General features: G+C 40.0%; 18 protein-coding genes. 6 read left to right on the top strand and 12 right to left on the bottom strand.

Annotated elements, in window-relative coordinates:
* Positions 1–7: 7 nt before the first annotated feature.
* Positions 8–2,134 (bottom strand): single-stranded-DNA-specific exonuclease RecJ, encoded by a 2,127-nt coding sequence (recJ, locus tag L8106_RS07150; protein WP_009783575.1) that lies wholly within the window; start codon positions 2,132–2,134, stop codon positions 8–10.
* 290 nt (positions 2,135–2,424) lie between these two features.
* Between recJ and L8106_RS07145 the strand changes: the two genes are divergently transcribed.
* A complete protein-coding gene (locus L8106_RS07145; RefSeq protein ID WP_009783574.1) occupies positions 2,425–3,765 on the top strand; it encodes a TrkH family potassium uptake protein in 1,341 nt (446 codons plus the stop codon).
* Positions 3,766–3,794: 29 nt separating this feature from the next.
* Here L8106_RS07145 and L8106_RS07140 read toward each other — a convergent pair whose 3' ends face one another.
* Positions 3,795–5,828, bottom strand: coding sequence for an FAD-dependent oxidoreductase (locus tag L8106_RS07140; RefSeq protein ID WP_009783573.1), 2,034 nt, complete (start codon positions 5,826–5,828; stop codon positions 3,795–3,797).
* A gap of 140 nt (positions 5,829–5,968) precedes the next feature.
* Positions 5,969–6,919: a serine hydrolase gene (locus L8106_RS07135; RefSeq protein ID WP_039895675.1), complete on the bottom strand. Its 951-nt coding sequence runs from the start codon at positions 6,917–6,919 to the stop codon at positions 5,969–5,971.
* A gap of 159 nt (positions 6,920–7,078) precedes the next feature.
* On the opposite strand from L8106_RS07135, the gene L8106_RS07130 reads away from it, so the two are divergent.
* Positions 7,079–7,801 carry a C40 family peptidase gene (locus tag L8106_RS07130; RefSeq protein ID WP_039895674.1) on the top strand — a complete coding sequence of 241 codons (723 nt, stop codon included), beginning with the start codon at positions 7,079–7,081 and terminating at the stop codon, positions 7,799–7,801.
* Positions 7,802–7,993: 192 nt separating this feature from the next.
* Positions 7,994–8,926: a lysylphosphatidylglycerol synthase domain-containing protein gene (locus tag L8106_RS07125; RefSeq protein ID WP_039895673.1), complete on the top strand. Its 933-nt coding sequence runs from the start codon at positions 7,994–7,996 to the stop codon at positions 8,924–8,926.
* Between the two features lie 153 nt (positions 8,927–9,079).
* On the opposite strand, the gene L8106_RS07120 is transcribed toward L8106_RS07125, so the two are convergent.
* The gene (locus tag L8106_RS07120) at positions 9,080–9,565 is read right to left on the bottom strand and encodes a pentapeptide repeat-containing protein (RefSeq protein ID WP_009783569.1); all 486 of its coding nucleotides are present in this window, start codon (positions 9,563–9,565) and stop codon (positions 9,080–9,082) included.
* A gap of 119 nt (positions 9,566–9,684) precedes the next feature.
* Between L8106_RS07120 and L8106_RS07115 the strand changes: the two genes are divergently transcribed.
* Entirely contained in the window at positions 9,685–10,041 is a 357-nt protein-coding gene (locus tag L8106_RS07115) for a phage holin family protein (protein ID WP_009783568.1), read from the top strand.
* A 90-nt stretch (positions 10,042–10,131) separates the two neighbouring features.
* Here L8106_RS07115 and L8106_RS07110 read toward each other — a convergent pair whose 3' ends face one another.
* From L8106_RS07110 to cobJ, 3 genes are all read right to left on the bottom strand, one after another.
* On the bottom strand, positions 10,132–11,880 hold the full coding sequence (locus tag L8106_RS07110) for an EAL domain-containing response regulator (protein ID WP_009783567.1): 1,749 nt from the start codon (positions 11,878–11,880) through the stop codon (positions 10,132–10,134).
* A 160-nt stretch (positions 11,881–12,040) separates the two neighbouring features.
* The gene (locus tag L8106_RS07105; RefSeq protein WP_009783566.1) at positions 12,041–15,067 is read right to left on the bottom strand and encodes a GAF domain-containing protein; all 3,027 of its coding nucleotides are present in this window, start codon (positions 15,065–15,067) and stop codon (positions 12,041–12,043) included.
* Between the two features lie 106 nt (positions 15,068–15,173).
* Positions 15,174–17,036, bottom strand: coding sequence for a precorrin-3B C(17)-methyltransferase (cobJ, locus tag L8106_RS07100; protein WP_009783565.1), 1,863 nt, complete (start codon positions 17,034–17,036; stop codon positions 15,174–15,176).
* A gap of 283 nt (positions 17,037–17,319) precedes the next feature.
* Here cobJ and L8106_RS07095 point away from each other — a divergent pair, with 283 nt between their 5' ends.
* The gene (locus tag L8106_RS07095) at positions 17,320–18,117 is read left to right on the top strand and encodes a hypothetical protein (RefSeq protein ID WP_009783564.1); all 798 of its coding nucleotides are present in this window, start codon (positions 17,320–17,322) and stop codon (positions 18,115–18,117) included.
* A gap of 58 nt (positions 18,118–18,175) precedes the next feature.
* The gene (locus L8106_RS07090; RefSeq protein ID WP_039895643.1) at positions 18,176–19,282 is read left to right on the top strand and encodes a saccharopine dehydrogenase family protein; all 1,107 of its coding nucleotides are present in this window, start codon (positions 18,176–18,178) and stop codon (positions 19,280–19,282) included.
* Positions 19,283–19,300: 18 nt separating this feature from the next.
* Here L8106_RS07090 and L8106_RS07085 read toward each other — a convergent pair whose 3' ends face one another.
* The 5 genes from L8106_RS07085 to cobA all read right to left on the bottom strand — a co-directional run bounded on the left by L8106_RS07085 (position 19,301) and on the right by cobA (position 25,444).
* Positions 19,301–20,341, bottom strand: a complete 1,041-nt coding sequence (locus L8106_RS07085) for a diguanylate cyclase domain-containing protein (RefSeq protein WP_009783562.1) — start codon at positions 20,339–20,341, stop codon at positions 19,301–19,303.
* Positions 20,313–20,750 (bottom strand): response regulator, encoded by a 438-nt coding sequence (locus tag L8106_RS07080; RefSeq protein WP_009783561.1) that lies wholly within the window; start codon positions 20,748–20,750, stop codon positions 20,313–20,315. The genes L8106_RS07085 and L8106_RS07080 overlap by 29 nt, the downstream gene beginning before the upstream one ends.
* Before the next feature lie 146 nt (positions 20,751–20,896).
* On the bottom strand, positions 20,897–22,336 hold the full coding sequence (locus tag L8106_RS07075; protein WP_009783560.1) for a response regulator: 1,440 nt from the start codon (positions 22,334–22,336) through the stop codon (positions 20,897–20,899).
* A gap of 287 nt (positions 22,337–22,623) precedes the next feature.
* A complete protein-coding gene (locus L8106_RS07070) occupies positions 22,624–23,847 on the bottom strand; it encodes a tetratricopeptide repeat-containing serine protease family protein (RefSeq protein WP_009783559.1) in 1,224 nt (407 codons plus the stop codon).
* Positions 23,848–23,884: 37 nt separating this feature from the next.
* Positions 23,885–25,444 carry a uroporphyrinogen-III C-methyltransferase gene (cobA, locus tag L8106_RS07065; protein WP_039895642.1) on the bottom strand — a complete coding sequence of 520 codons (1,560 nt, stop codon included), beginning with the start codon at positions 25,442–25,444 and terminating at the stop codon, positions 23,885–23,887.
* Between the last annotated feature and the right edge of the window lie 68 nt (positions 25,445–25,512).

Raw genomic sequence — 25,512 nt, 5'->3', positions numbered from 1 at the left:
TTACCGATTATTCTCCCATTCCCAAAGCCTGACAAGCAGATCGAATTAAGTAATGATAGAAGGGTTGAGAAATATCAACAATTTTAGCTGACTTTCGATTTTCACCTAATAAACCTGTTGATTTTCCTTGCTCAATAGCGAGAACTTTTCCATCAGAATTGCGGATTCTAAGTTCTGTGAGTGAATCACTATCGCAGAGAGTACAAGTATATTTGCGATCTTGATAATAAAATTCAGCTAAATTCTGTTTTTTTGGCGTCACAACAGGAGAGATTTTCGGAAGTCTTACTCCCACAATTTCGAGTTCAAGAGAGGTTTGACCTTGCCAATCATTGGTTCTGAGTTTGTAGGCGATATCTAACTGAGTCGGTAAGGGAAAATAATCTTCCCAGCGCCATGCGATTGCTTCTAGAGTGGGTAATGCTGCGATTTTATGGTCTGAGCGAGAGTCTTGAGAAAGTGTGAGTTTAATATGACCTTTTCCCACCGTTTTTTGTTTGACAATTCTAACATTAGGAGTCCAAAAAATAGGAGGATCATTTTCGATTCCACAGGGATGAAGTTGATCAATTTGATGGTATAACTCAAAATTAATCTGCTTCAGATTGGCTTGAACATCGACTTTGACGACGGGTTTTAAATGTTCAATTTCTAAACATTGATGAGCAAACTGACTCAACCGTTGACGAAATTGATCTAGGTTTTCAGCCTGAAAGGAAAAACCCCCTGCGGCTTTATGTCCACCAAACTTACCCAATAAATCTGTACAGTATTGTAAGGCTTCAAAGACATTAAATTCGGGAATTCCTCGGGCTGAACCGCGAATCATTGGGGCGGGTTTTTCTGATGAATTGTCTTCGTTTTCTTTTTCCGTTTCATAGGTGCCAATGAACACCGGAACTCCATAACGTTCGACTAACCGAGAAGCAACAATTCCAATCACTCCATGATGCCATTCCGGTTGAACAATCACTAAAACTCTTTCTTTTGTGAAATCAATATTACTATTTTCGCACCAGGCGATCGCTTCTTGTTCGATTTGTTCACAAAGTTGTTGACGTTGTTGATTAATTTGCTCACATTGCATCGCTCTTTCTAAAGCAATTCCCATGTTTTCTGTTGTCAGTAATTCGATCACAATTTGTGGATCAGCAATGCGTCCAACTGCGTTAATTCTAGGCCCTAACCGAAAGCCAATATCTTCGGGTTTGATTGTTTTAAAATTTTTTCTATTCCCTTCAATCTCCTCTGTTTTTGAGGATTCAGAAACCTGAGAACCACTCAATCCTGCAACTTCTATTAACGCCTGAACTCCCTCAATTTGGGAACTCATTAATCGCTGTAATCCTCGTTTGACCCAACGACGATTTACTCCAGTTAAAGCAGCCAAATCAGCAATTGTTCCTAATGTAAAAAGCTCTAACAAAGGATTAACTAAACCTTGTACTTTCCCCATTTTTTGAGCGAGGGAAATTGCTAACACATAAGCCACACCCACACCCGCTAATCCTCTGTAGGGAGAGGTTTCAGGAATGAGTTTAGGATTGAGAATAGCATGAGCAGGTGGCAGTAAGGGAGGCAGATCATGATGATCAGTAATGATTACTGTTAAGCCTAATTCTCGCGCTTTGGCAATGGGTTCATAGGCAGAAATGCCATTATCGACCGTTAAAACTAAGCGAATTCCCTCTTGATGAAAATCTTCAATAATGCGATTATTAATCCCATAGCCTTCTTTCATCCGACTCGGAATGGCATAACTGACATCCGCTCCTAAGCTTGAAAGCGCTCGTATTAATAAAGCGGTACTCGTCATTCCATCGGCGTCATAATCTCCACAGATGGCAATTTTTTGGTGTTGAAGAATCGCATCATGTAAAAATTCTACACTTTTTGCTAAGTCAGGAAGTTCATTAATGGGTGCGGGTAAAGCTTGAGTTTCAGGATCTAAAAAAATAACTGCTTCTTCAACGGTGTCAAACCCTCGGTTAATCAAAACTTGTGCTAACAGAGGAGAAAGTTGGGTAGCTTCCGCCAATTGTTGCGCTTTTTCGGGTTGAGGCGGAACTAGATGCCATCGTTGGTTGGGTAAGTTCGATGAAGATGCAGACTGAAAAGAGGGGGACTCTGACACGGTAGCGTTTAACTTTGACAAACTTTGTCTATTTTACACCATCAATTGCCGAAAATCTCTTGATTGTTTATAGTTAATCTCAAAAAAGATAAACAAAGCAACTTTTGTTGTTTTATTTTGTGAAAACAATGTGACAGAAAAAAACCACTTTATCTCTTGCTGCGGCTTCAGGATTTAAAATTAGTATAAGGAAATATTTCCAGACCTTAAATCTATCTGAAGATAGATGTTTTTGAAGAACTAAAACCCCTAAGAATATATAAATCAGCTTAGTAAAATTCTAGTTTTTCATGAAACCATCTTCTCTTCAGCGTTTACTGAATAGATTTGCTCATCATAATCCTGTTCGACTACTTTTATTTGGGTACGGATTGTATATCTTGATTGCATGGCTACTTCTTTGTTTACCGATTAGTTGGGAAGCCGAAGCGATTTCTCCTTTAGATAATTTGTTTATCGCCACATCAGCCGTTAGTACAACAGGATTAGTCACGGTTAATACTCCTGAAGCTTACAGCTTTTTTGGAGAATTAGTGATTATGTCAGCCTTTCAAGTGGGTGGGTTAGGTTACATGACCTTGGGTTCGTTTGTTTTGATTGCTAGCAAGAACTCTTTATCCTATTTGCGTCAACGAATTGGAAATGCCGTTTTTTCTTTACCCCAGGGATTCAGCTTGAAAGAATTTATTCAGCATACTGTAATCTTTACTCTACTGGTAGAAGTTGCCGGAATCATTTCACTCTATATCTGTTTTAAATCAGCCAATGTTGACAATCCATTTTGGGCGGCAACGTTTCACTCAATTTCAGCTTTTTGTACGGCTGGATTTAGTATTTTTCCCAATAGTTTAGAGGATTTTAGAAACAATTTTGGAATTAACTTAATCATTAGTATACTGAGTATTTTAGGCGCAATTGGCTTCTTAGTTGCATCAGATATTTGGCAAGGTTTAACAAAACGCAATCGCCGCACAACTTTAACAACTCGTATTATTTTGTGGGTAACGGCTTGGTTTATCGTTGTAGGTTTTTTACTGCTTTTTTTATTTGATAAATCCCTGCAAACTTTACCTTTGGGAGAACATTTACTCGCAGCCTGGTTTCAAGCGATGACAGCTTTAACCACTGTAGGATTCAATACTCATCCTATCGGTACGCTGAGTGCGATCGGGATTTTCTTAACCCTAATTCTTATGATTGTGGGAGCATCTCCTTCTGGAACTGGAGGAGGTTTAAAATCAACATCAGTCTTTGCAGCTTTAGCGGTGATGTGGAGTTCATTACGAGGTCACAATTCTATTAGTATTTTCGGTAGAAAAATTCCCCAAGAAAGATTATTTACTGCCTTTTCCGCATGGGTATTTTATATTATTGCCTTTTTGTTTGGGTGTAGTCTATTGTTCATCTTTCAAAATCAAGCCTTTGAAGATATAATTTTTGAAGCCGCATCTGCTTTAGGAACGGTGGGTTTATCCCGAGGAATAACCTCAGATTTAACCGCATTGGGAAAGCTCGCTGTGATTATTTTAATGTATATTGGTAGAGTTGGGCCGTTGTCTTTTGGGATTGCACTATTTTATCAAAAGTCAACTGTAGAAATTACCAAAGGAGAAGAAGATGTAGCCCTCTAGAGAGAACGCTATCCAATCACAAACAGTCTTTATTTCCAATCTTCCCAAGAATTGTTAAAAATAGAGGTTTCCGGGAAATAAATTTGATTACCTGTTTCTTGAATTCTCTTTTTTAACACTTCTAACTGGGGTTCTTGCAACGGTAAATCATCAACTAATTCATAAGGCTTAATCCCTGTTTTTAAGGCAAAATCTGCGGTAATTCCAGCCGCAACTCCCGAAGACCATTCAAACGAATGAACCCGATAAGCTGCTGCTGCAATATGACTGGTTGCAATACTTTTCCCCACAACTAATAAGTTATCAATCTCTTGAGGAATCATCGCCCGCAAGGGAATTTGAAAGGGATAAGCCGCCCCCTGTCCGAGTCTTTCGCCTTCTCTTTCTGTGTTTCCCGGCGCCTCTGGGGGGGTTTTAGTTAGACAGGGATGAAAATCAATTGCATAGTGACCAATTCCCACAGTATCGGGATAAATAGTCGCCCGTGATTTGGGATTTGTTTCTTCAACTGTTTGCATTCCACTTAATAACGCTGGAAGTTCTAACCCGGCTAACCCCGTCCACAACGCCTGATAATCTTCTGAAGATAAATTCTCTTGATAAAATTCCTTGCGAAAATCATTCCGAGAAATATCAATTTCTGTAATTTCAAACCCTTCTGGAAAACCCCAACTCGGACGACCAATCACTCGTCTACCTTCGCGAATATAGGGATATTTTGACAACCCGTGAACTGTTCCCATCGGCGAGTCTAACCCGGTGACATAACGATGGTTTGGATGAGGTTTTTTAACGCCTTCTCCCAGTTGAGAATCTGTAGTTCCGACGACTAACCAATAAAAATAACCGATGGCATTTTCTTCGCCTCTTTCTAGGGTTTCTGTTCTCAATCCTCCTTTCCAGTCTCCGGGTTCTAACTGACCCATTGCTTGTAGTTGGTTGCGAGTGAAAATAAAATTATCTTCAGCACTTCCGGGGCGATAATCATTTCCCCATGTCCAGTTTTGCATGGAAATATCACCGGGATAAATCGGCCATTCTCGGACATTTCCGGGAAGTTGTTCGTCGGGGTTCATACTATGAATGCGGCGATAAGTATAAACGAGATTAAAGTTAGCTAATCGTTCTAATTCATAACTGTAATAGGGTGCATATTGTTGATAGAATGAGGGAAGTTTGTGGGGTTGGGGTTCTGCGGTGGCTTCCATCGCAAAGGTGTAGGTAAATCCTTGCGTACAATAGGGCGCACCGGATACACTGGAAGATGTCGGTTCAAAGGGTGTTCTTTCATCAACTCCCAACCGATAAGGAACGTCTGTTAAACCTAATATTTCTCCCGTTTCTGTCGCTTCAATTACATACCATTTAGCCCCCTTTTCCAAGGGTGGATTTTCACTTTCTAAGGGGGGACTGGGGGGATTAAAACGAATAATTGTTTTATCTAAACGGGGAGAATCTTCGTAACTGTAAGCATCTTCTATAATTTGGGATAAAGGTTCTGTATTGAGGGGCGGTGTTCCTGGTGCGGGTTCGTGTTGAATGGCGGTAACGTTGGTAATTAAACCGTCTGTAACTTCAATCTCTTTAACAACAGTAGACGGAAACCATTTCAAATTACCCTTGCCTTTTTTGGCGGCATCTTGTAACATATTAAATAGGATTTTATCACCGTCGTAGGGCATAAAACAAGCTTGACTTACCCAACAAGCCCCAGGATTTAATCGACCATATTTTTCTTCAATTCGTTTTCGTAATTCTAGATAACCCCGAGGGAAATAAAGTAGCGATCGCTGTGTCGCCCGTTCATCAAGGGCTGAGGTTCCTTGAGAAGAAATTTGACCGCCAACCCAGTCCGTAATTTCGGTCATACAGACAGTTCGTCCAGCGAGTAGGGCTTCATAGGCGGTGGCTGATCCAGCTAACCCTCCCCCAACGACTAAAATATCACAAGCGACTTCTTGATCGGGTGTCGGAGGTGGTGTAGAGAGGGCGGTTGTGGCGATCGCCGTCACAGAGACGAGACTCGAAATTAGACTCAAAAAAGAACGTTTTAAATGTCGCATTGTCACTCAAAAAAGGGACTGAGTAATTGAGGTTGGAGTTGTTAAAATATCAATAGATTATAATCTTGTCATTTTGTTGTTTTCTCAATCAGGCTTTTATGAATGATCCGACTAACTTTTAAAACCCGAGTGGAGTGGTTTTACTTTTTTGTTGAACAAACAGTTTTCATTGCTTCTAAAACTTGTTTAGACACAAAAGGTAAGAGTTCAGTATTGCGACTTTGGCTTTTGCCTTCTGTAAAGACTACAAGTAAATAAGGATATAAACCGGGAATTTCGATGTAAGCCGCATCGTGACGAACTTGACTGGTATGTCCAGCTTTTGACCAAAGTTTAGTATTTAAAGGTAAACCACTCCCTAAAAATTCACTAACTTGGTTTTCTGGATCTTCTGCTAACTCAGCCGGATCAAGACTCCGTTTCATCAACTTCATCATCGCTTGAGAAGCTTGAGGAGAAGCGGCAATCCCACCGACAATACTATGTAATAACCGGGCGGTGGCATTTGTGGTCAACATATTGCGATTTTCCATCAATTCTCCCAAGAATTCTCGTTCTCGACCATAGGCCCCATCACACCAAGTTTTTTGATTAACATTAATCGATTTAAGTTCCGGCCAATGGAGAGATTGAAAGTAACGGTTAATCAGATTTCGTTGGGCTTTCCAAGTCTCATCGGGGCCAGGTGCCAACTCAGGGCCGCTGGTTGTTCCAGTTAACATATCGACGACCAGGCTAGTAGCATCATTACTCGAGTCTACGATCATATCTCGTGTTGCCCGCTCTAACTCGGCAGAAATCGCAATCATGCCTTTTTCCATCCATTCGTACAAAGCCACCAAGTAAAACAACTTGACGACACTCGCCGGATAGATGCGTTCAATCCCGCGATAGGCAAATCCCCGAACGGTATACTTCCAAAATTCTTCCGGAGTTAATGCCCCCCCTGTGTTAACGGGAATGGGAGGATCATAGACCACCCAAGTCATGGCAATTTGATCCGGTGCAAGTGCTGGAAATTGGGCGCAAGTTGCCTCTATAATGCCTTTGCCCAAGTTTTCGAGTTGTTCGTCTAAATTAAAAAACGTCATAGCAGAGGATAAAGAATAAGGAATCAGAATCAAAAATTGGGTAGTGACTAAAGTTTGTTATATTTTCTGACCTAAAGATATCTGTTTTTTTAACGTATGATTGGCGATTGTACACAATTCACCCCGGATGTCTCCAGACCAAACGATCACGACCAACCCATGATTATTGACCCATTATCGGACATTGTAGAGTATCGTTGCACCGCGAATCTGAATCTGTATGATTCGGCAGACTGCCAAGCGTTGGCGACCCAAGCTGCCGCCCGAAGACATTTGCGAGTCAGTCACCGAGATTTAAACCCTTGTCTCGACTGCAAAGCCATTCAGGTTCAACTGTGTGAAGATGATTATCCGGGTTGGTTGGCGCGTACTGATGTCGATCAAATTGAATGCGCTACAACTCCCTATCAACCTCAACCGATCAGTTTAGCTGAGATCCAATCCAAATTATCGGCTGTTATTGACTTTACTTATGAAAAAATGAACACACCCAATTATTATTTATGGGGAGGAACAGTGGGGCCAAATTATGACTGTTCTGGTTTGATGCAAGCTGCTTTTGCATCCCAGGGAATATGGTTGCCTCGCGATGCTTACCAACAGGAGGCTTTCACCCAAAAGATTGATCTTGACAAAACTCAGCTCATGCTATCTTGTTTACACATTGGAGATCTAATATTTTTTGGAACTCCGACTAAAGCAACTCACGTCGGATTATATCTAGGAGAAGGACGTTACATTCACAGTTCTAGCCCTGAAAAAGGTCGAAATGGCATTGAAATTGACGTTATATCAGATCAGGGAGATAGAGTTGCTCAGGGATACTATCGGCAGTTACGGGGTGCAGGCAGAGTTGTTAGCAGTTATCAGTCGGTGGCTTGACCCAGCTTCTCATCGGAAGATTTAATTTAAAAAACTTCTTCTGAAAAGTTGGACTAAACCCGGCGTATTACAACTTTTATTGATGTTCCCACTATCTAAACTGTTTCAATCTACTGTCTAAGTGTTGATGTAGTTTTAATGATTTTAAAAGCCTTGAAAACTAGCCCCTCTGTTGATTTTAGTAAAAACCACATGAAAAAATTTATATCCATCCTCAAACCTTATCTCCGTTGGTTAATTCTGGGATTAACAGCCTTTTTCCTGATTCATACCTTAAAAACAAACTGGCAAGAAATCGCGGAAATCCAGATTACGAGTACGGGATGGCTTTGTCTAACAATAGCTTTTGTCGTAACGACAACGGCTCATATTTGGGCAGCATGGGTGTGGTTATTGATTTTACGAGAGTTTAATCAAACTATCAAACAACGCTGCGGATTACATATTTATCTTAAAACGAATATTGCTAAGTATTTACCAGGAAATATCTGGCATTTTTATGGTCGTATTACAGAAGTGAATAAGGCAGGTGTTTCTCTGGGGCCAGCTACACTCAGCGTTTTACTGGAACCGCTTTTAATGGCATCTGCGGCATTAGCGATCGCTTTAATTACCGCTCAACAAAAATACTGGGGTTTGCAGATTCTTTGCTTGGTTGTGGTATTGACTGGTGTTCATCCTCTGATTTTAAATCCTGTTGTTAATCACTTGAGAAAAATCAAGTGGAAAGTGACTTCTTCTGAGAGTCCCTCAGCATTCTTCTATCAGTTAGAACGTTATCCTTTGCGACCTTTTTTAGGAGAATTAGGATTTGTCAGCTTGCGAGGAATTGGGTTTTTATTAACTGCTTTAGCATTGATGCCGTTTACTCCTCAGCAAATTCCATTGTTAATTAGTGCTTATAGTTTAGGTTGGTTACTAGGTTTAGTCGTTCCCGGTGCGCCGGGAGGTTTGGGTGTGTTTGAAGCGACAACGCTTGCCCTTTTAGAATCCCATTTTCCCTCTGGACTTTTACTCAGTGCGATCGCTTGTTATCGAGTGATCAGTGTATTAGCTGAAACGTTTGGGGCTTTATCTGCGGGGATTGATCAACATTGGATCGAGAATCATAAACCTAGTCTTTAATTTTTAAATGGGTTTTCTTTTTTTGACTCGGATTGAGGATGACTATAATTTTTTTAATAAAGATTGGAGTTATAGCTAAATTTAGGGTGTAATCCTGGTTGAAAAACAGCCTAAAAAATGGTCAAGGCTATCAACTCCAATCCCGAAAAAAAATCAACGACACCCTAAAGAATATCGCGTAGAAACTCCAGTTTTGGGGTTCACTCCGCTAGCAGTTATACACAATTGTCGAAGCTGTTCTCCATCCAAAAGAGCATCCGTAAAATCTGCACCTGTGATTTTAGTGTCCTTAAAAGTTGAACCAAAAAATAAGACTTCTGTAAAGATAGAATTACTCAAATCAGCATTACTAAAATCGACTTGATCCAGCATGGCGTAAGTCAAATCTGCACCTCGCATATTGGCATTTTTCATCATCGCCTTACTAAAAACTGATCCCACTAATTGAGAATGATCAAAGTTAGCCGACTCTAAATTTGAGTTAGCAAACTCCGCCGCAGGGAGAGATTGATCGGAAAAATCTCGTCCTTGCAAGAGGCTATGATTAAAAAACAAACCGGATGGATTATCCGCGAGTGCCGTTAAAGGCCAACAGAACAACAACAGCGTCGCCAGAAAAGTGATCAATCCTCGAATCATCTTTAAATCTCCTATTCAAATGGAATCTCTCATTCCAGCATACCGACTTGCGGATACAGAAGCCTAAAAAATCGGTTAATTTGCTAAAATTATAAGGTACTGATAGGGTTAAGCTGGCTATGCTGAATTTCTTTCTAACGTGGCTATTATCAGCCATTTCCCTTTGGATTACTGCTTTTATCGTACCGGGGTTAACTATTGCGAGTTGGCAAGCCGCAGCAATTGGTGTCGTGATTATGGGGTTAGTTAATGCGATTGTTAAACCGATTTTGATTTTGTTTACACTTCCCTTAACTTTACTAACTTTGGGTTTCTTTTTACTGGTAGTTAATGCCATTTCCCTGGGCTTGGTTGGATATTTTACACCCGGATTTACAGTTGCAGGATTTTTCCCGGCGTTGTTTGGTTCGATTGTTTTATCCTTGGTTTCTAGTTTGATTGGGAAAGTCTTTGATCCCAATAGTCAGGAAATTTAACGCTTTTCTGATTAATCAACTCAAAAATCTTCTCACCTGAGATTTTATTGTTTTTAAACTCAATATTTTCATCTAACTTTTTTCAGGAATTTATTCCAGTGGTTCCTGAATTTTTAAGCATTTTCCTTCTCTGAGTAAGTTTGTCATTTCAGAAGCGGGGAGAGGATAACTGAAAATAAAGCCTTGAATCGCATCACATTGATGCTGTTTTAGAAAATTAAGTTCTCCGGCTGTTTCTACTCCTTCCGCAACGACTTTTAAACCTAAACTATGTGCAATTTTAATTAAATTACTGGTAATTGCAGAATTACTCGGATTACTATCAACATCTTGAATGAAAGATCGATCTATTTTTAAGGTATTGAAAGGCAAATTTTGTAAAGATTTTAGCGATGAATAACCTGTCCCAAAATCATCTATAGAAACTCTAATATCCAAAGAATTTAAAGCTTCAATTTTTTGTTTTGCCATCACTAAATCTTGTACCAGACAACTTTCGGTTAACTCAAACTCTATATATTTAGGTAGAATATTACTGGCTAATAAAGTATTAATTGATTTTTGGCGAAAATTAGCTTTATTTAATTGACAAACCGAAATATTAACAGCCATTTTAAAACTCAAAAATCCACAAGATTGCCATTTTTTTAGTTCTTTACAGGCTTGATCTAAAACCCATTCTCCAATTTTATCAATTAAACCAATTTCTTCAGCAATTGGAATAAAAACATCCGGTGCAATCATATTATAAGTCGGATGTGACCAACGAGCCAAAGCTTCACAACCGATGATCTTTCCCGTTTTTAGGCTGACTTGAGGTTGATAGTGAACTGATAGTTCTCCCCGCTCAATTGCATAGTGAAGATCATTTTCTAGTCTCTGTCGTCGAGAGGTATGCACATCAAGAACCCAACTGTAAAACTCACAGTCATTTCCTCCATTTTCCTGAACTTTATACATCGCTTTCTTTGCTTTTTGAAGGATTTTTTCAATGTCTTGAGCATCTTTTTCATAAAGAGCTATTCCAATACTCACCGAGAGAAAAACCTCTTGATTATTGACTGTAAAGGGCTGATTGAGTTGAGTCTTGATGTGATTAGCGAGATCAAAAATAAATGTTTTATACTCAACAATGGGTAGAATCATTGCAAATTCATTAGAACCCAGATAAGCTAGAAAAATTTTTGGATCTAAACTTTTTTTTACTCGCTCAACAAAAGCCTTGAGTAATTGATCGCTGAAGTTATATCCCAAGTTTTTTTGAATTTGATTGAAGCGGTCTAAACTCAAGCAAAATATAGGCAACATTTGAGTATTACTTGCTATAAATTGACTTTGAGCTAATCTCTGGTTAAATTGTTCTCGTAGGGAGAGGCGATTGGGTAACTCTGTGACTTGATCATAATGAAGCTGATGTTCAACTTGTTCTGAAATCTCTTGAATTGTTTGAGTATATTTTTGTTGATATTTTTCTTTTTTATCAAGACGAATTTGAATTGCCTTGAGTAATTCTTTCGGTGTAAAAGGTTTTGTCAAATAATCATCTGCTCCTAATTCCATTCCTTGACGTAAATCATCTCGATCCGATTTAGCCGTTAAAAAAATGAAAGGAATATTACTTGTTGCTTCTATGGATTGTAAAGCAGATAAAACTTCAAATCCATCCATCTGTGGCATCATGATGTCACAAAGAATCAAATCGGGTGAGCTTGCGATCGCTTTTTCAAGACCGGATTGACCATCTCTAGCTACAATCACATCAAAATCTTCGAGTTCTAAAATGACTTGAATATTTTCTTGTACTTGCTTGTCATCTTCAATTACTAAAATCTTAATCATTAGGAGGAAAATCAATCTCTAGTTGTTGATAGTTTATCATATTTCATAATGAATCATCAATTATATTTACAGATTTTAATACTTAGCATAAATTGATGTATTGTAATAGGTGTCATAACAGATGTTTTCATCTACTTTAATAACATTAAACTCTAGAAAATCACGATGATTGTTCTATCATGTGAGGAAGAATTCGAGGAAGTTTAACTTGAAATATTGTACCTTTCCCAAGCCGACTAGAAAAGGTAATTTCACCACCTTGAACCTCAACACAGTTCTTGACAATCGCCAGCCCTAAACCTGTACCTGCAATGGTATCAACATTGTTGGCTCGATGAAAAGACTGAAAGATTCTAGATTGATCTGCAAGTGGAATTCCAATCCCAGAATCTTGAATTTTGAAGATCACTTCTTGCTCTTGACGAATGATCTCGAAGTTAATCGATTCAGCTTTGGGTGAATATTTAATCGCGTTTGTCAATAAGTTGGTGAGAATTTGCCGTAACAATTTATCATCGAGAAAAACTGGAATTAGCTTAATTTCATCTCGAGGATTATCTGCATAAAAAGCCCTAAAAATAATCTGGTGTTGGTGAGTTGAAGTTTGTAATTCTTCAACTAAATCCGAACAAAATTCAACCAGTTCAAAAGATATTGGATTACATTCTAGCTGATAAACTTCTGAACGACTAATGGTTAGCACATCATTCAAGAGTTGAGTCATATACTGAACCGAAGATTGAATCCGAGCGAAATGTTTTTGTTTCTTTTCAGACTGAAGGCGATCACCATAATCTTCTAAAATTCCCGCAGAAGAAGCAATCCAAGTCAAAGGAGTCCGAAATTCATGAGAAGCCATTGAGATAAAACGTGACTTGAGTTCATTTAGTTCTTTTTCACGTTCGAGGAGTTTTGCATGAGCCAGAGCAACCCCCAGTTGAATTGTAATTTGTTGTAGGAGTTCGATCTCAAATTGTTTCCAATCTCTAGGTGCTGAACAGTGATGAGCAATCATAAATCCCCAAAGATTATTGTCCTGTAATATTGGTACAATTAACTTAGCTTTGATCTGCCATGTTTCTGCAAAATCCAGTAGACAAGGTGTGATTTCACTATAAGCTTGATTGACATCAGAAATTGCTTTTGCTTGTCCGTTGTAATAGGTCTGTTGATGCTCTAGGGGAAAAACATCTTCTGGAAAATCAATATTAAGAATGGAAGTCCATCCCGGTTGAACTTCTTCAAAGACCACACGACCCGTACCGTTGGCAAAGACTTGATAAATTAAGATTCGTTCAACCTCTAAAATTTTCTGAATTTCTGTTACCGTCGCTTGTAAAATTTCATTGAGTTGTAAAGATTCCCTAATCTTGAGCGTGATGTCAGTAAAAAGGCGAGATCTCGCTTCACTTTCTCGCAACTCTTTTTCCGCTTCTTTACTACGACGATTACTACGATGGGCTTCTATAATATTGGCACAGGTGGCTAAAAAGGGCTGTAAATATTGAATTAATGCTTCGTCATAACCCTTTGGACAGTTGGCAATTCCAACGATTCCCACTAACTTTTGAGAGGGGCTAAAAAATGGAATTCCTAAAAAAGCATTCAAGGGTAGATAATCCTCTGGTGTTTCTCCTATGATGGAGTCATTTTTGATATCATTAGCAATCACGGGTTCACCCCTTGTCATCACCGATCTAAATAGAGTTTTTAGAGTGTAAAACCCCATCCCTTTCTGATCCGTTTTTTCATCCCAACTGTAGGTTTCTTGCTCCCAAGAATTGTTGGTGATTTTGTAATTTTTTAGCTCGGGTTTCCCTTTGATTTTGACATAACTTTTATTGAGGTAAGGCTCTCCTTTTTTAGTATAGAGAATCTCCCCAATAAAACCGTATTCACTTTCGGTCAGATTCAAAAAATTTTCGAGGAGAAAATCAAATAAAATTCTTGACTCGGCATTTGCAATAAATTGAGATTGTACTTCACTGATCGCTTGCAAAAGATCATTGCTCTTTTCGAGAGTATTTTCAATTCGACGACGCTCTTTAATTTCTTGGTATAACTGACTGTTTATTTCAATTAATTTAAGTGTTCGCTGAGTTGCCAAAACTTCTAATTGATGATAAAGTTCAGATTGTTGAATCGCCATTGAAATTTGTACTGCCAATTTTTCTAATAACTGAATTTCATGCTGTAGCCAGTGCCGAGGTTCGCCACAGTTATGAGCGATCAGTAATCCCCATAAAAAACATTCCCTGGAGGAATGTTCAGGAGAATTTAATAGAATTGGAACCAGAACTTTAGCCCGAACCTGTAGTGCTTCGAGTAACTCGCGATGACAGGATGACATTTCGGCTGTATAAATATCAGAAATGACTCGTATTTTACCGTTGTGATAGGATTTAACCCAGTTGGGAGCAAAGCAAGAATCGTCAATAAATGTTCCTAAAATTGACAGCCATCCAGCCCCTACAGATTCAGCAATAATTACCCCACTCCAGTCGGGATTAAAGCGATAAATTACAACTCGATCAACCTGGAGTAACTGTTTAATTTCGGTGACAGTCGTATTCAGAATTTGACCGAGATTAAGAGAACGCCGAATGTTATCAGCAATATTAATTAAGATGCGATCCAAATCAATTTGTTGATTTAAAGCGGCTGTTCGTTCCTGAACTTGCTGTTCTAGTTGTTGATTTTGCTGTTGTAATATTCCCTTTTTTTCTAACTGTATCCGAGATATTTTTTGCTGTAGGGATTGAACCTGACTAGACAAATCAACGGCAGCAAAGGATTGAAGTAAACGGTCTTGTGTAATCAAACCTTGCAGTTTTCCTTCTCTAGAGATAATGGGAAGGTGATAAATTTGATGCTGCTTTAACAAAGATAAAACTTGGAAAATATCTCGATATTCACTCTCATCGAGTGTAATCACGGGCTGAGTCATTACCTTCTTAATCGGAATTTTTTGAAGACTCCCCTCAACGATTTGTCTGACTCCATCGCTAGTGGTGAAGATTCCCACAAGCTGTTGGGCTTCCACGACTAAAACACAATCTGCTTCCTGAGATTGATTGAGCAAAGTCAACACATCTGTTATACAAGTTTCTGGAGTAACAATGAGTGGAGATTGATTCAGAATTTGTTCTAAAGCTGGAGTCCCGTTAGACTCAATATTTTCGCTCATATACATTTTAGGCAGACTTGAAAATTTCTATCATTTGAACAAGAGTAAAGTATGAATAGCTCTACTTTAACTTGTATTTTATTCACTCACTAAAGTTGAAATTTTATTAAGTAAATCCCAGATACCCTCGGGGTGTAATCATCCAATTGTGGTGAAAAGTTGTACTTTGATTACCAATCAAAACCGTTGTTAACATATCAACCGAAACTTCCCCTAATTTCTCTAAGGTAGTCAAGGTAATGTGTTCATCGTCTCGATAGGCTGAACGCACTAAAGCCACAGGAGTTTGAGGAGAACGAAACTGTAAAAAAATCGCCTGAGCCTGAGATAATTGTTCTGTACGACTGCGCGATCGCGGATTATATAAAGCACAAACAAAATCAGCCATCGCTGCGGCTTTTAAGCGCTTTTCAATCATCTCCCAAGGCGTCAACAAATCACTCAAACTAATTGCACAAAAATCGTGCATCAATGGCGCCCCAACCCGAGAAGCCGCCGCTTGCAACGCACTAATCCCCGGAAACACTTGCACTCGAGGCGTTTCACCTTGCCAACCTTGGGCGCGAAGCTGTTCAAACACCAACCCCGCCATCCCATAAATCCCACAATCTCCCGAAGACACTACCGCCACCGTTAGACCCCATTGGGCCAACCCAATCGCCCGTTCAGCCCGTTGACGTTCCTGGGTAATGGGATAGGACTCAACAATTTGCCCCGATCGCAAAAGTGGTGTAATTAAATCTAAATACAACGAATACCCAATCACTACATCGGCTTGAGTTACGGCAGTTTGAGCGGCAGGAGTCATTTGGTTGAGTTGACCGGGGCCTATACCCACAAGCAATAATTGTCCGTCTCGTCCGGTATATTCCTGTTGGGCGATCGCAATGGCCACCGTTACCGCCTGACCGATTCTTTCGGCTTCCGAGGGTTGGGGCCTGTGAGAACGATAAATCTGTTTAGACACGAGTAACGGTTGAACTTGGGCGGCTTGTAAGGCGGCAGCTTCAGCAACACTGGGCGTTCCCACCTCAGACTGAACAATCTCCGAAGGCGTCGGCACCGTCACCTGACGCAAAATTTCAGCGCTGAATGTCTGTAACGGCCAGTGACGCTCTTGACAAAGTTCCACCAATCCAGTTTCATCAGCTTTGAGATCGATTGTGGCAATTCCGGCAACGGCTTCTTCTGCCAGTTGATGGGCTTGTAGGACTTCTAAAATTGCCCTTTCAATCACCGCTTTGGGGGTATTGCGTTCACAACCGACACCCACCCACAACACTCGCGGATGCCACTGAACTTGAGGTAAATCTTCAGTTGAGAGTTGTCGCTGTTTCGGGCTAATCCAGATTTGGGCTTGGGGGGTTTGAGTTGAGGTAAATTCAAAAGAATGAGTTGCGGGGAGATGGTGTTGCCAAAGCGTGGAACCCGCTTCTTGCTGGACTTGTACCGTTTTTTGTTGGGCAATGGCAGCGCTCACCCCTGTCCAGTCTCCGCTACCGCGTTTCCAGCCAAAAGGAGTCCCTAAAACATCAATTCCGGGGAGATTCAAAGCGTTGGCTGATCCGGTTAAAATCGGAGTTGCTCCCAGTATACGGGCGACCAGTTGGGCCAGCTGATCGCCGCCACCAATATGACCACTACAGACACTAATCACAAATTGACCCGTTTCATCAACTACGATAATCGCCGGATCAGTGGATTTGTGTTGTAATAAAGGGGCAATCAGACGGACAACGGCGCCTAACGCCAAACAGAAGACAATGGCGCGATGACTTGACCACAGTTGCGGGAGGAGTTGTCGTAGAGAGTCAGGGTAAACTTGGGTTCTGGGAATATTGCCCAAAGATTGAGGGACATAGAGCGTCACATCGGCAGTCTGACACAAGGGTTGCAGTCGTTGGCTGGCGTTGGGAGTTGTAGCGATCGCCGCAATCGGTTCAAATGCAATCAGTTGTGATAGACTCATCAAATTTGGGAATAGATGTGCGATTCAGTTATTATATTGATTTAATTATAAGTTGTAGTTGGGGATTTTTGACGCGCAGATTGAGGTCAGATTCATCGAGGGAAATTTTCAATTCTCAAATCTTCAGTTGAGTTTCTGAAGAATCTGGCTCTCAACATTTGAGTTTTTGTATTTCCCGACGAGTCAAGCCTTCCTGCTGTGACCGTTGGTCAAGCCTTCCTGATTTGACCAAAAGTAGACTGTGATCATTTTTCTCCTAATATACTCTTGGGGTTCTGACTTTATGTCTGAGAAAGCGGACTTATTTCACAATTTAGAGACTTTCAAGGATTTTTACTCGGAAGAAATCGAACTGATCTGTGAATATTTTTCCATTCATAAGTTTTTTGACTTACAAGAGATCATGCCCAAAACTGGACGTGATACTTCTTTTGGATTACTTCTCAGTGGAGAAATTAGTATTATAGATGATCATCAAGTTGACAACCCAAGCCGAGTTGCGGGAGACTTTTTAGGAGAAATGGCGCTGCTGGAGTCAGTTGATCGCCAAGCTGATTTTATTGCGGCGAGTGATGGTCAAATTGCGATTATGACTTTTGATGATATTGAAAATCTCAAACTCAAACATCCTTATTTAGCCGTTAAACTCGTTCATCGTATTACCCAATCCGCCGTTGAGAACATTCGCAACAGTGGAATTCAAGCGCATCGCAAATATATGATTCTGATGGCAGATGAAACGAAAATGTCAGATTTGCTAGACTGGGTACAAAAGGAAATAGATATCTTGTACAATATACCTATTTTTGCACCAGAATGGGTGGCTCAAAGTTTGCAGCAGAATATTAATCTGAATGTGAAACAGGTGATTAATTCTAATGTGTTAGTTGGGGGATCAGATACGATTGGCGCACAAATTATCTTAGGTAATATTAAAGCTGTGGTTTGTTTTAGAGATCCCTTAGCTCGTAGACCTAACCGAGCGTCTATAGATGCTATTTTAAGATTGTGTGATGCTTCTCAGGTGATTTGTGCGACTAATATTCAAACAGCAAGGGCAATTTTAACTGCTTTTACTTAAACCCAGATTCAATCAAACATTTTTTGTTTAATGCCAACAATAGACAATCAATAACATGATGAAAAAGCGAGTTTTAATTTTAGGAGGACGAGGACGAGTTGGGAGTTGTGTTGCTCAAGATATTATTCATTTTATCCCAGAGGTTGAGATTATTGTAACGGGTCGGAAAGCTATACAATCTCAGCTGCCTCTTGATCCGAGAATGCAGTTTTTAGAGTTAGAGTTAGCTGAACGCGATTCATTAAAAGCTGCAATTTCGTCCGTTGATTTAGTGATTCATTGTGCCGGGCCATTTCACTATCGGGATGCAACAGTTCTGAAACTGTGTATTGATGCGGGAGTGAATTATATTGATGTGAGTGATAATCGCAGCTTTACAATCCAGGCTTTAAATTATCACCATCAAGCTCAAGAAAAAGGCATAACGGCAGTGATTAATACGGGTATTTTTCCGGGGATTTCTAATAGTTTAGTTCGTCTTTGTGTTGAACAGTTAGATCAAGTTGAAAATATTCATTTGAGTTATGTTGTTGGGGGTTCCGGTGGGGCGGGAATTACCGTGATGCGAACGACTTTTCTGGGGTTACAGCGTCCCTTTGAGGTCTGGAAAGAGGGAAAATGGCAACAGGTTAAACCCTATAGCGATCGCGAAGAAATTGAATTTCCAGCACCCTATGGTAAACTAGGGGTCTATTGGTTTGATATGCCGGAATGTTTTACTCTGGCTCAATCTTTTGATGTTAAAACAGTCGTCACTAAATTCGGCACTTTTCCCGATTTTTATAATTATTTAACTCAAATGGTTGCTCATCAATGGCCGTCAAGTTGGTTACAACAGACCGCAGTGATTGAATTTCTCTCTCAGGTGAGTTATGCGATGACAACATTCACCGATTATTTTAGTGGAATTGGAGTAGCTGTTCGGTCATCAACTCAGGGTTACAAAGACCAAAAACGGGTTGAATGTTGTTCAACTCTCACCCATGAAAATACAGCCATTGCAGCGGGAATAGGAACCGGAAGTGTGGCTCAACTTCTACTCACCAATCAACTCAATCAACCCGGAGTTTGGCCGATTGAGCAAGCCTTAACTACGGATTTATTTAAACAAACGCTGGAGGAGCGTCATGTTAGCATTCAATTAGAATACTTAACATCAGTCTAAAGGATTAGACTCAATTATTTAGAATAGATTATCAAAATCATAACAGTCAGAAAAGGGTTTATAAATCACACAATCTCGGCCCTTTTTTTTGGCTTCGTAGAGAGCAGTATCCGCCGTTGCAATCAAGTTAGAGGGTGAATCATTTGCTTGAGGAACGACACTCGCCACTCCCGAACTTACTGTAATACAATCTGCAATTTTAGATTGAGAATGGGGAATATTAAGGGATTTTATAGCCTGGCGAATGCCTTCGGCAACATTAATCGCACCTTCGGCTTGAGTATTAGGAAGGATAATCACAAATTCTTCTCCACCATAGCGAGCGGCTAAATCTCCAGGGCGCTGAACTTGTTGACAAATGGCTTTAGCAACCTTTCTTAAACAATTATCTCCGGCGGGATGACCATATTTATCGTTGTAATTTTTAAAAAAGTCTACATCACATAAAATTACCGATAAAAATTGCTGTTCTCGCAACATTCTTAGCCATTCATGGATTAAATATTCATCAAATTGACGACGATTTGCCAATTGAGTTAAACTATCAGTCACAGCCAAACGTTGAAGTTCTCGATTTGCTTGTTGTAATTCTCCCGCTAATCGCTGTAACTCCTGATTCATTTGTTGTAGTTTTAGGTTTTGTTCTTGGAGTTTTTTCTCTTGAACATAACTGTTAACTGCCTCAACTACAGTTAGTCTTAAATCCTCCGGTTGCCAAGGTTTAGCAATATATCGATAGAGTTTTGCATATTTGATTGCATTCCCCAGAGCGGGTAAATCTGCTTGTCCTGTGAGCAATATATTTAAAGTTTTCGGGAATCTTTGATGAATAAGTTTGAGTAGCTCATCACCTTTCATTCCCGGCATTAAATAATCGGATAACACAACAGCAATCTCTGAGTTTTCTTCCTCAAGTTCATCTAAAAGTTCTAGCGCTTCTTCTCCCCCTTCAGCTACTTCAATAATACATTGATTTTCTAAGGCTTTTCTAAGTTCAACTTTTAAGCTGTCTAAAATAGTTGGTTCGTCATCAACACAAATCACCACTGGTTTGCTCATAGTTTTGAGAAGATTGATAGTTAGTTAACCCTGATTTAATCGTGGTAATTAGTTCTTCACTGTTCCAAGGCTTCGATAAACATCGATACAAACTAGCTTGTTCTATTGCCTTTTCTACAGCTTCTATATCTGCTTGTCCCGTCAGCATGATCTTTAAAATTTTGGGGAATCTTTGATGTACTTTGATTAAAAATTCATCCCCTTTCATTCCCGGCATTAACCAATCAGAAACAATGACGAGAACATGACTATTATCCTCACAAAGTTCTTCTAAAATTTCCCAAGCTTCATCAGAACTTTCCGCCATTTCATAGCTATAAGCATCTCGAAAAGCATTTTTGAGCTGAATTTTTAAACTATCTAAAACGACAGATTCATCATCGACACATAAAATAACGGGCTTAGACATTATAGCTAACCTCAGTAGAATTAGGATTTTAATCTAGGAGCGCAACTCAATTCAAACAGAGAATAGCAAGCACTTCATCTCGAAAAGCACATTACAGATCATAGGATACCATGCAATTCGTTCAATCATAAATATAGATATTGTGATTAACTCTGAATGGGTAAACAGACGGTAAATATGGTTTCACTCGGAACCGATTTTACCTCGATTTTACCTTGATGTTTTGCAATGATTTTTTGAACGATGTCTAAACCCAAACCACTTCCTTGACCTGCGGGTTTTGTAGTAAAGAAAGGATCAAAAATTTTGGATTGAATTTCCGGGGGAATTCCATCACCACTGTCAGTAATATGAATCACTAGGTTCTGGCTTTCATAGATAACATCAATGGTTAACGTCCCTTGATAATTCATCGCTTGTAAGGCATTATGAACTAGATTTGTCCACACTTGATTTAGCTCATCAGGATAACATAAAATCGAAGGCATAGAATCAGGATAGTTTCGGATTACTTCGATCCCTTGCTTGATCTGATTTTGATACAGCGTTAATACCGTTTCGATTCCCTCAATAATATTGGCTTCAACAAGATTTCCAAAATGATCATATCGGGCATAAGTTTTTAAGGCAAATACAACCTTTGCGGCTCGGTCTGTCGCGGTTTTAATCGTGTTAGCACTTTTTTGAACACTGGTAATTTGATAGGCTAAATCTAGCACTTTATTGCCCTCTTTATCGTGTAAAAATGATAAAATCGATGATGAACCTTCCATGATTCCGAGATCAACAAGTGTATCCGCAATCGTATCTGCATTGGCAATCTGATCCGCTTCTAACTGACGGCTCAAAGCCCGTTTAGCTTGACGTTTTTCTTTGTTAGAATAGCCTGTTGTTTGTTGTAAAGACTGCTGACAGAGGGCAAATAAATCTTGCTGTGCTTTTGGAGTTAACGTTCGGAGAACTTCGGGTAGATGTTCTAAATTATCATTAAAAAAGGTGGTAATATTCTCGATAGAAGAACGAATCGCCCCCAAAGGAGTATTAATTTCATGGGCAATTCCGGCAACCAATTGTCCCAGTGCTGCCATTTTTTCTGACTGAACCAGTTGATTTTGAGTGGCTTTGAGTTGTTCGAGGGTAACTTCTAACTCTTGATTTTTTTCGAGTAAATTCTTTTGCAGAAAATGAATCTTTAGATGAGTTTCGACTCGGACTAATACCTCTTGAACTTGAAACGGCTTCGTAATATAATCAACTCCTCCGGCTTCAAAGGCTTTCACTTTATCTGAAACCTCATCAATCGCGCTAATAAAAATCACCGGAACATCCCGGCTGTGTTCTCTTGCTTTTAAGTGTTGACACACCTCATAACCGTTCATCTCCGGCATCATTATATCGAGTAAAATTAGATCAGGTCGTAATAACTCAATCCCGGATAAAGCTAACTCTCCATTCGGAATTAATCGAACCTTATATCCTTCTTTTCTGAGAATGTTACCCAACAAGCGCAAGTTATCTGGTGTATCATCGACAACGACAATATTTCCTTTATCGATTTTTTCTGTTTCTGTGGTTAATGAAGTCATCTTAAATTTCCTGGTGTGATTGTTCCCTGACAAAAAGCAAAAAAGGTAGTTTTATTCAAAGGTTTCAAATCAAAAACTGATGGATCTAATAATTTTTTTTTATACCTTTATATAGAAAATTTACCATCAATAATGTGATGAGATCTAATCTGTTTTAATTTGGACAGACTACATCTGATTATTTTCTAATTCTACTATAACTAAAACTTCTAAAAAGACAAAATTCCCCAGAAACTTACTTAATTTCTGGAGACTTGAGATTATTCTAACTTTAGTTGTTAAATCAGTTACATCGAGGTTTCAAGTTCTTGAATACGTTGAACTGCATCTGCATAGGAGGCTTCCCGTCCTAATTGGCGATAAAGTTGGGCTGCTTGCTGAAAATCAGCGATCGCTAAATCTAGCTTTTTTAGCTCTAAATATGCCAACCCCCGATTATAATAAGCATCAGCATAACCCGGATTTAAACGAATCGCTTCAGTATAATCACCAACCGGATTTGAACCGCGAACTGTGCCAATTTCTTGAGTAACATTCGCCGCTAATAAGGTACGAGCTAACCCCATATTAAAATAAGCTTCAGGCAAATTAGGATCACGTTTTAAGGCTTGATTCAAACTCTCAATTGCCTCCCAAGCATATCCTTGATCCAACAAACTTAAACCCCGAAAAAAGAACGTTTTAGCATCCCCAGGATTATCTAGAGATAACGTCGGTTCTGTTGCCGTTTTTGAGGTTTCATCAATCTGAAGATCCTCTCGCTTTAAGGGTGTTTCTGAGAGTTGTACCATAAATAAATTAATCGGAATTGCGGCATTAAACCCCGTTTTAATCGGTGCCACATCACCGGAACTGGTTTGAGCAAATCCAAACTCCCCTTGTCCGTGTAAACCCACCACACGCCCCGCCCCATCAAATACCGGGCCGCCACTCATACCGCTCCAGGTAACAGCTTGATAGCGCAAATTGTATCCTTCTGGGCGACTTTTGGGGCGACTGGTGACTAATCCCGGCGAGAGTTCGGGTTCGCGTTCTGCCCCGGTTAACCCTCCGGTTGCCGGATATCCATAAACATAAATTTGAGCGCCAATAACAGCCTGTTCAGAATCTCCTAATGTTGCAACTGGATAATCTAAATTACTCTCAAATTCAACAATGGCTAAATCGGGTTCGGTGTTATCAGTTTGTAGACGAGTGACTGCCGTTGCTAAATGATTTTCCCCATCATGGGTGCGAATACTATAATTTGTACTGGTTTCTTCAACCACATGATTGACGGTCAAAACTGTATATTTCTGACCCAATTTTGCTACAATCACACCAGAACCATCACCCAACATACTATTAATTTGAACCGTAATCGGGGCGGCTATTTCTGCAACTTCTTGGGCTGATTTTGCCACAACAATATTCTGTTGAGTGACAACAATCGCCGCCACAGTCGCAGTCCCGAATAAAACCTGTGTTAAATCCGGCGTGAAATTGCTTTGTCGAAATCTGTTTAAACTCATATTTTCACCCCCAAGGGAGAATATCAATTTTTTACGTTTACAAATGACCCTGATTTTTTTTCTGTCCCAACTCCCAGGCAACAATGACTTCTGTTAACCCTTCTAAAGTATATTCTTTTGCTTCTATATCTAGCCGACCCAATAACTGCTGACAAGTTTCCGAGGTCTGCGGGCCAATCGAAGCAATACAAACACCCTCCCATAAATCTTTTCCCAGAAATTGAGTCAGACGAGAGAAGTTCTGAACCGTTTTAGAACTCGCAAATGTAATAACATCAATTTTATGCTGTTGCAAAGCTTCTAAGACATCTGGGGCGATTGTATCCGGACATCTAGACTCATAAGCCGGAACTTCCACCACTTCGGCGCCTTGTTGGGTCAATTCCTGTACTAACACATCTCGCCCTCCTGTTTCGACTCTCGGGAATAAAATTCGTTTTCCCGCTAACGATTCGGGAAAATGAGACACTAAAGAATCAGCCACAAAATCAGGCGGGATCAAATCAGGTTGGAGTTCGTATTTCTGTAAACTTGCGGCGGTTTTTTTCCCCACAACTGCTATTTTAGTCTGACTCAAAGCGTGAGGATCTTTACCCTTGGCTTGCAGTCGATCAAAAAAGAAATTGACACCATTAGCTGAGGTGAGAATTAACCAATGAAAATAAGGGGAAGTCCCGTCAAAATGGGCGATCGCTTGGTCGAGGGCCATCCAACTGGAAGGGGGGCCAATTACTAAAGCTGGCATTTCGATCACCGTTGCGCCTTCTGCGGTTAACAATTCGCTAAATTTACTCGACTGTCCCGCTGCCCTGGTGACTAAAATGGTTTTTTCAGATAAAGGGTTTTGAGGCTTAGACATAGGATATACAGGAGATTGCAGGAAATCCCGCAAGTTGACCACCTCTCCAACAACGATAACGCAGGGGGAAAGAGAGGAGTTTGCTGTTTTTTCAATGATATCGCTTAATGTCCCTATCCAAACTTTTTGTTGAGGGCGGCCTCCTTCGTGGATAATGGCAATGGGAGTTTGAGGCGATCGCCCGTGACGTTGTAATTGATGGATAATTTCTGTTAAATTCCGACTTCCCATTAAAATCACTAAGGTGTCAATTTGGGAAACACTATTCCAGTCAATTGCTTCGGGTTCATGGGCGGTTAATACGGCAAAACATCGACTCATTACAGCATCGGTTAGCGGAATTCCAGCCAGTAGTGGCGCTGCTAATACTGAGGAAATACCCGGAACAACTTCAAAAGTACAATTCGCTGCTATTAAGGCTTGAATTTCGTGGGTTGTCCGTCCGAAAATAAACGGATCACCGCCTTTGAGTCGCACAACTTGTTTTCCCTGTTGACAATATTCAACTAATAGCTGATTGATTTCTGATTGGGGTGTACTTGGTTTTCCGCCTCGTTTACCGACATCAAGTTTTAGGCAATTTGAGGGAATCAGTTGTAAGATCGAATCATCGACTAAAGCATCATAAATAATTACTTCTGCTTGGGTCAAAAGTTGATGCGATCGCACCGTTAGATAATCAACATTTCCTAATCCTGCACCCACTAAATATACTTTCCCTGGTTTTGAGGTTTTCATTTCTATTTTGACGTTTATATTAATTTGAGTTGAGGCGGTAAGCCTGGCGGTTCTACTGTTTTTTGAGA

The sequence above is a fragment of the Lyngbya sp. PCC 8106 genome (assembly GCF_000169095.1).
Lineage (GTDB): Bacteria > Cyanobacteriota > Cyanobacteriia > Cyanobacteriales > Microcoleaceae > Capilliphycus.
Note: the sequence above shows the minus strand (reverse complement) of the source record. Positions and strands in the feature narration are given on the sequence as shown.

Coding starts and splice junctions, on each gene's coding strand:
- L8106_RS07105 (WP_009783566.1), bottom strand. CDS start 15,067: ATGAGCGAAAATATTGAGTCTAACGGGACTCCAGCTTTAGAACAAATT.
- L8106_RS07115 (WP_009783568.1), top strand. CDS start 9,685: ATGCTGAATTTCTTTCTAACGTGGCTATTATCAGCCATTTCCCTTTGG.
- L8106_RS07110 (WP_009783567.1), bottom strand. CDS start 11,880: ATGATTAAGATTTTAGTAATTGAAGATGACAAGCAAGTACAAGAAAAT.
- cobA (WP_039895642.1), bottom strand. CDS start 25,444: ATGAAAACCTCAAAACCAGGGAAAGTATATTTAGTGGGTGCAGGATTA.
- L8106_RS07090 (WP_039895643.1), top strand. CDS start 18,176: ATGAAAAAGCGAGTTTTAATTTTAGGAGGACGAGGACGAGTTGGGAGT.
- L8106_RS07075 (WP_009783560.1), bottom strand. CDS start 22,336: ATGACTTCATTAACCACAGAAACAGAAAAAATCGATAAAGGAAATATT.
- L8106_RS07085 (WP_009783562.1), bottom strand. CDS start 20,341: ATGAGCAAACCAGTGGTGATTTGTGTTGATGACGAACCAACTATTTTA.
- L8106_RS07070 (WP_009783559.1), bottom strand. CDS start 23,847: ATGAGTTTAAACAGATTTCGACAAAGCAATTTCACGCCGGATTTAACA.
- L8106_RS07080 (WP_009783561.1), bottom strand. CDS start 20,750: ATGTCTAAGCCCGTTATTTTATGTGTCGATGATGAATCTGTCGTTTTA.
- L8106_RS07095 (WP_009783564.1), top strand. CDS start 17,320: ATGTCTGAGAAAGCGGACTTATTTCACAATTTAGAGACTTTCAAGGAT.
- cobJ (WP_009783565.1), bottom strand. CDS start 17,036: ATGAGTCTATCACAACTGATTGCATTTGAACCGATTGCGGCGATCGCT.
- L8106_RS07135 (WP_039895675.1), bottom strand. CDS start 6,919: ATGACGTTTTTTAATTTAGACGAACAACTCGAAAACTTGGGCAAAGGC.
- L8106_RS07145 (WP_009783574.1), top strand. CDS start 2,425: ATGAAACCATCTTCTCTTCAGCGTTTACTGAATAGATTTGCTCATCAT.
- L8106_RS07130 (WP_039895674.1), top strand. CDS start 7,079: ATGATTATTGACCCATTATCGGACATTGTAGAGTATCGTTGCACCGCG.
- L8106_RS07140 (WP_009783573.1), bottom strand. CDS start 5,828: ATGCGACATTTAAAACGTTCTTTTTTGAGTCTAATTTCGAGTCTCGTC.
- L8106_RS07125 (WP_039895673.1), top strand. CDS start 7,994: ATGAAAAAATTTATATCCATCCTCAAACCTTATCTCCGTTGGTTAATT.
- L8106_RS07120 (WP_009783569.1), bottom strand. CDS start 9,565: ATGATTCGAGGATTGATCACTTTTCTGGCGACGCTGTTGTTGTTCTGT.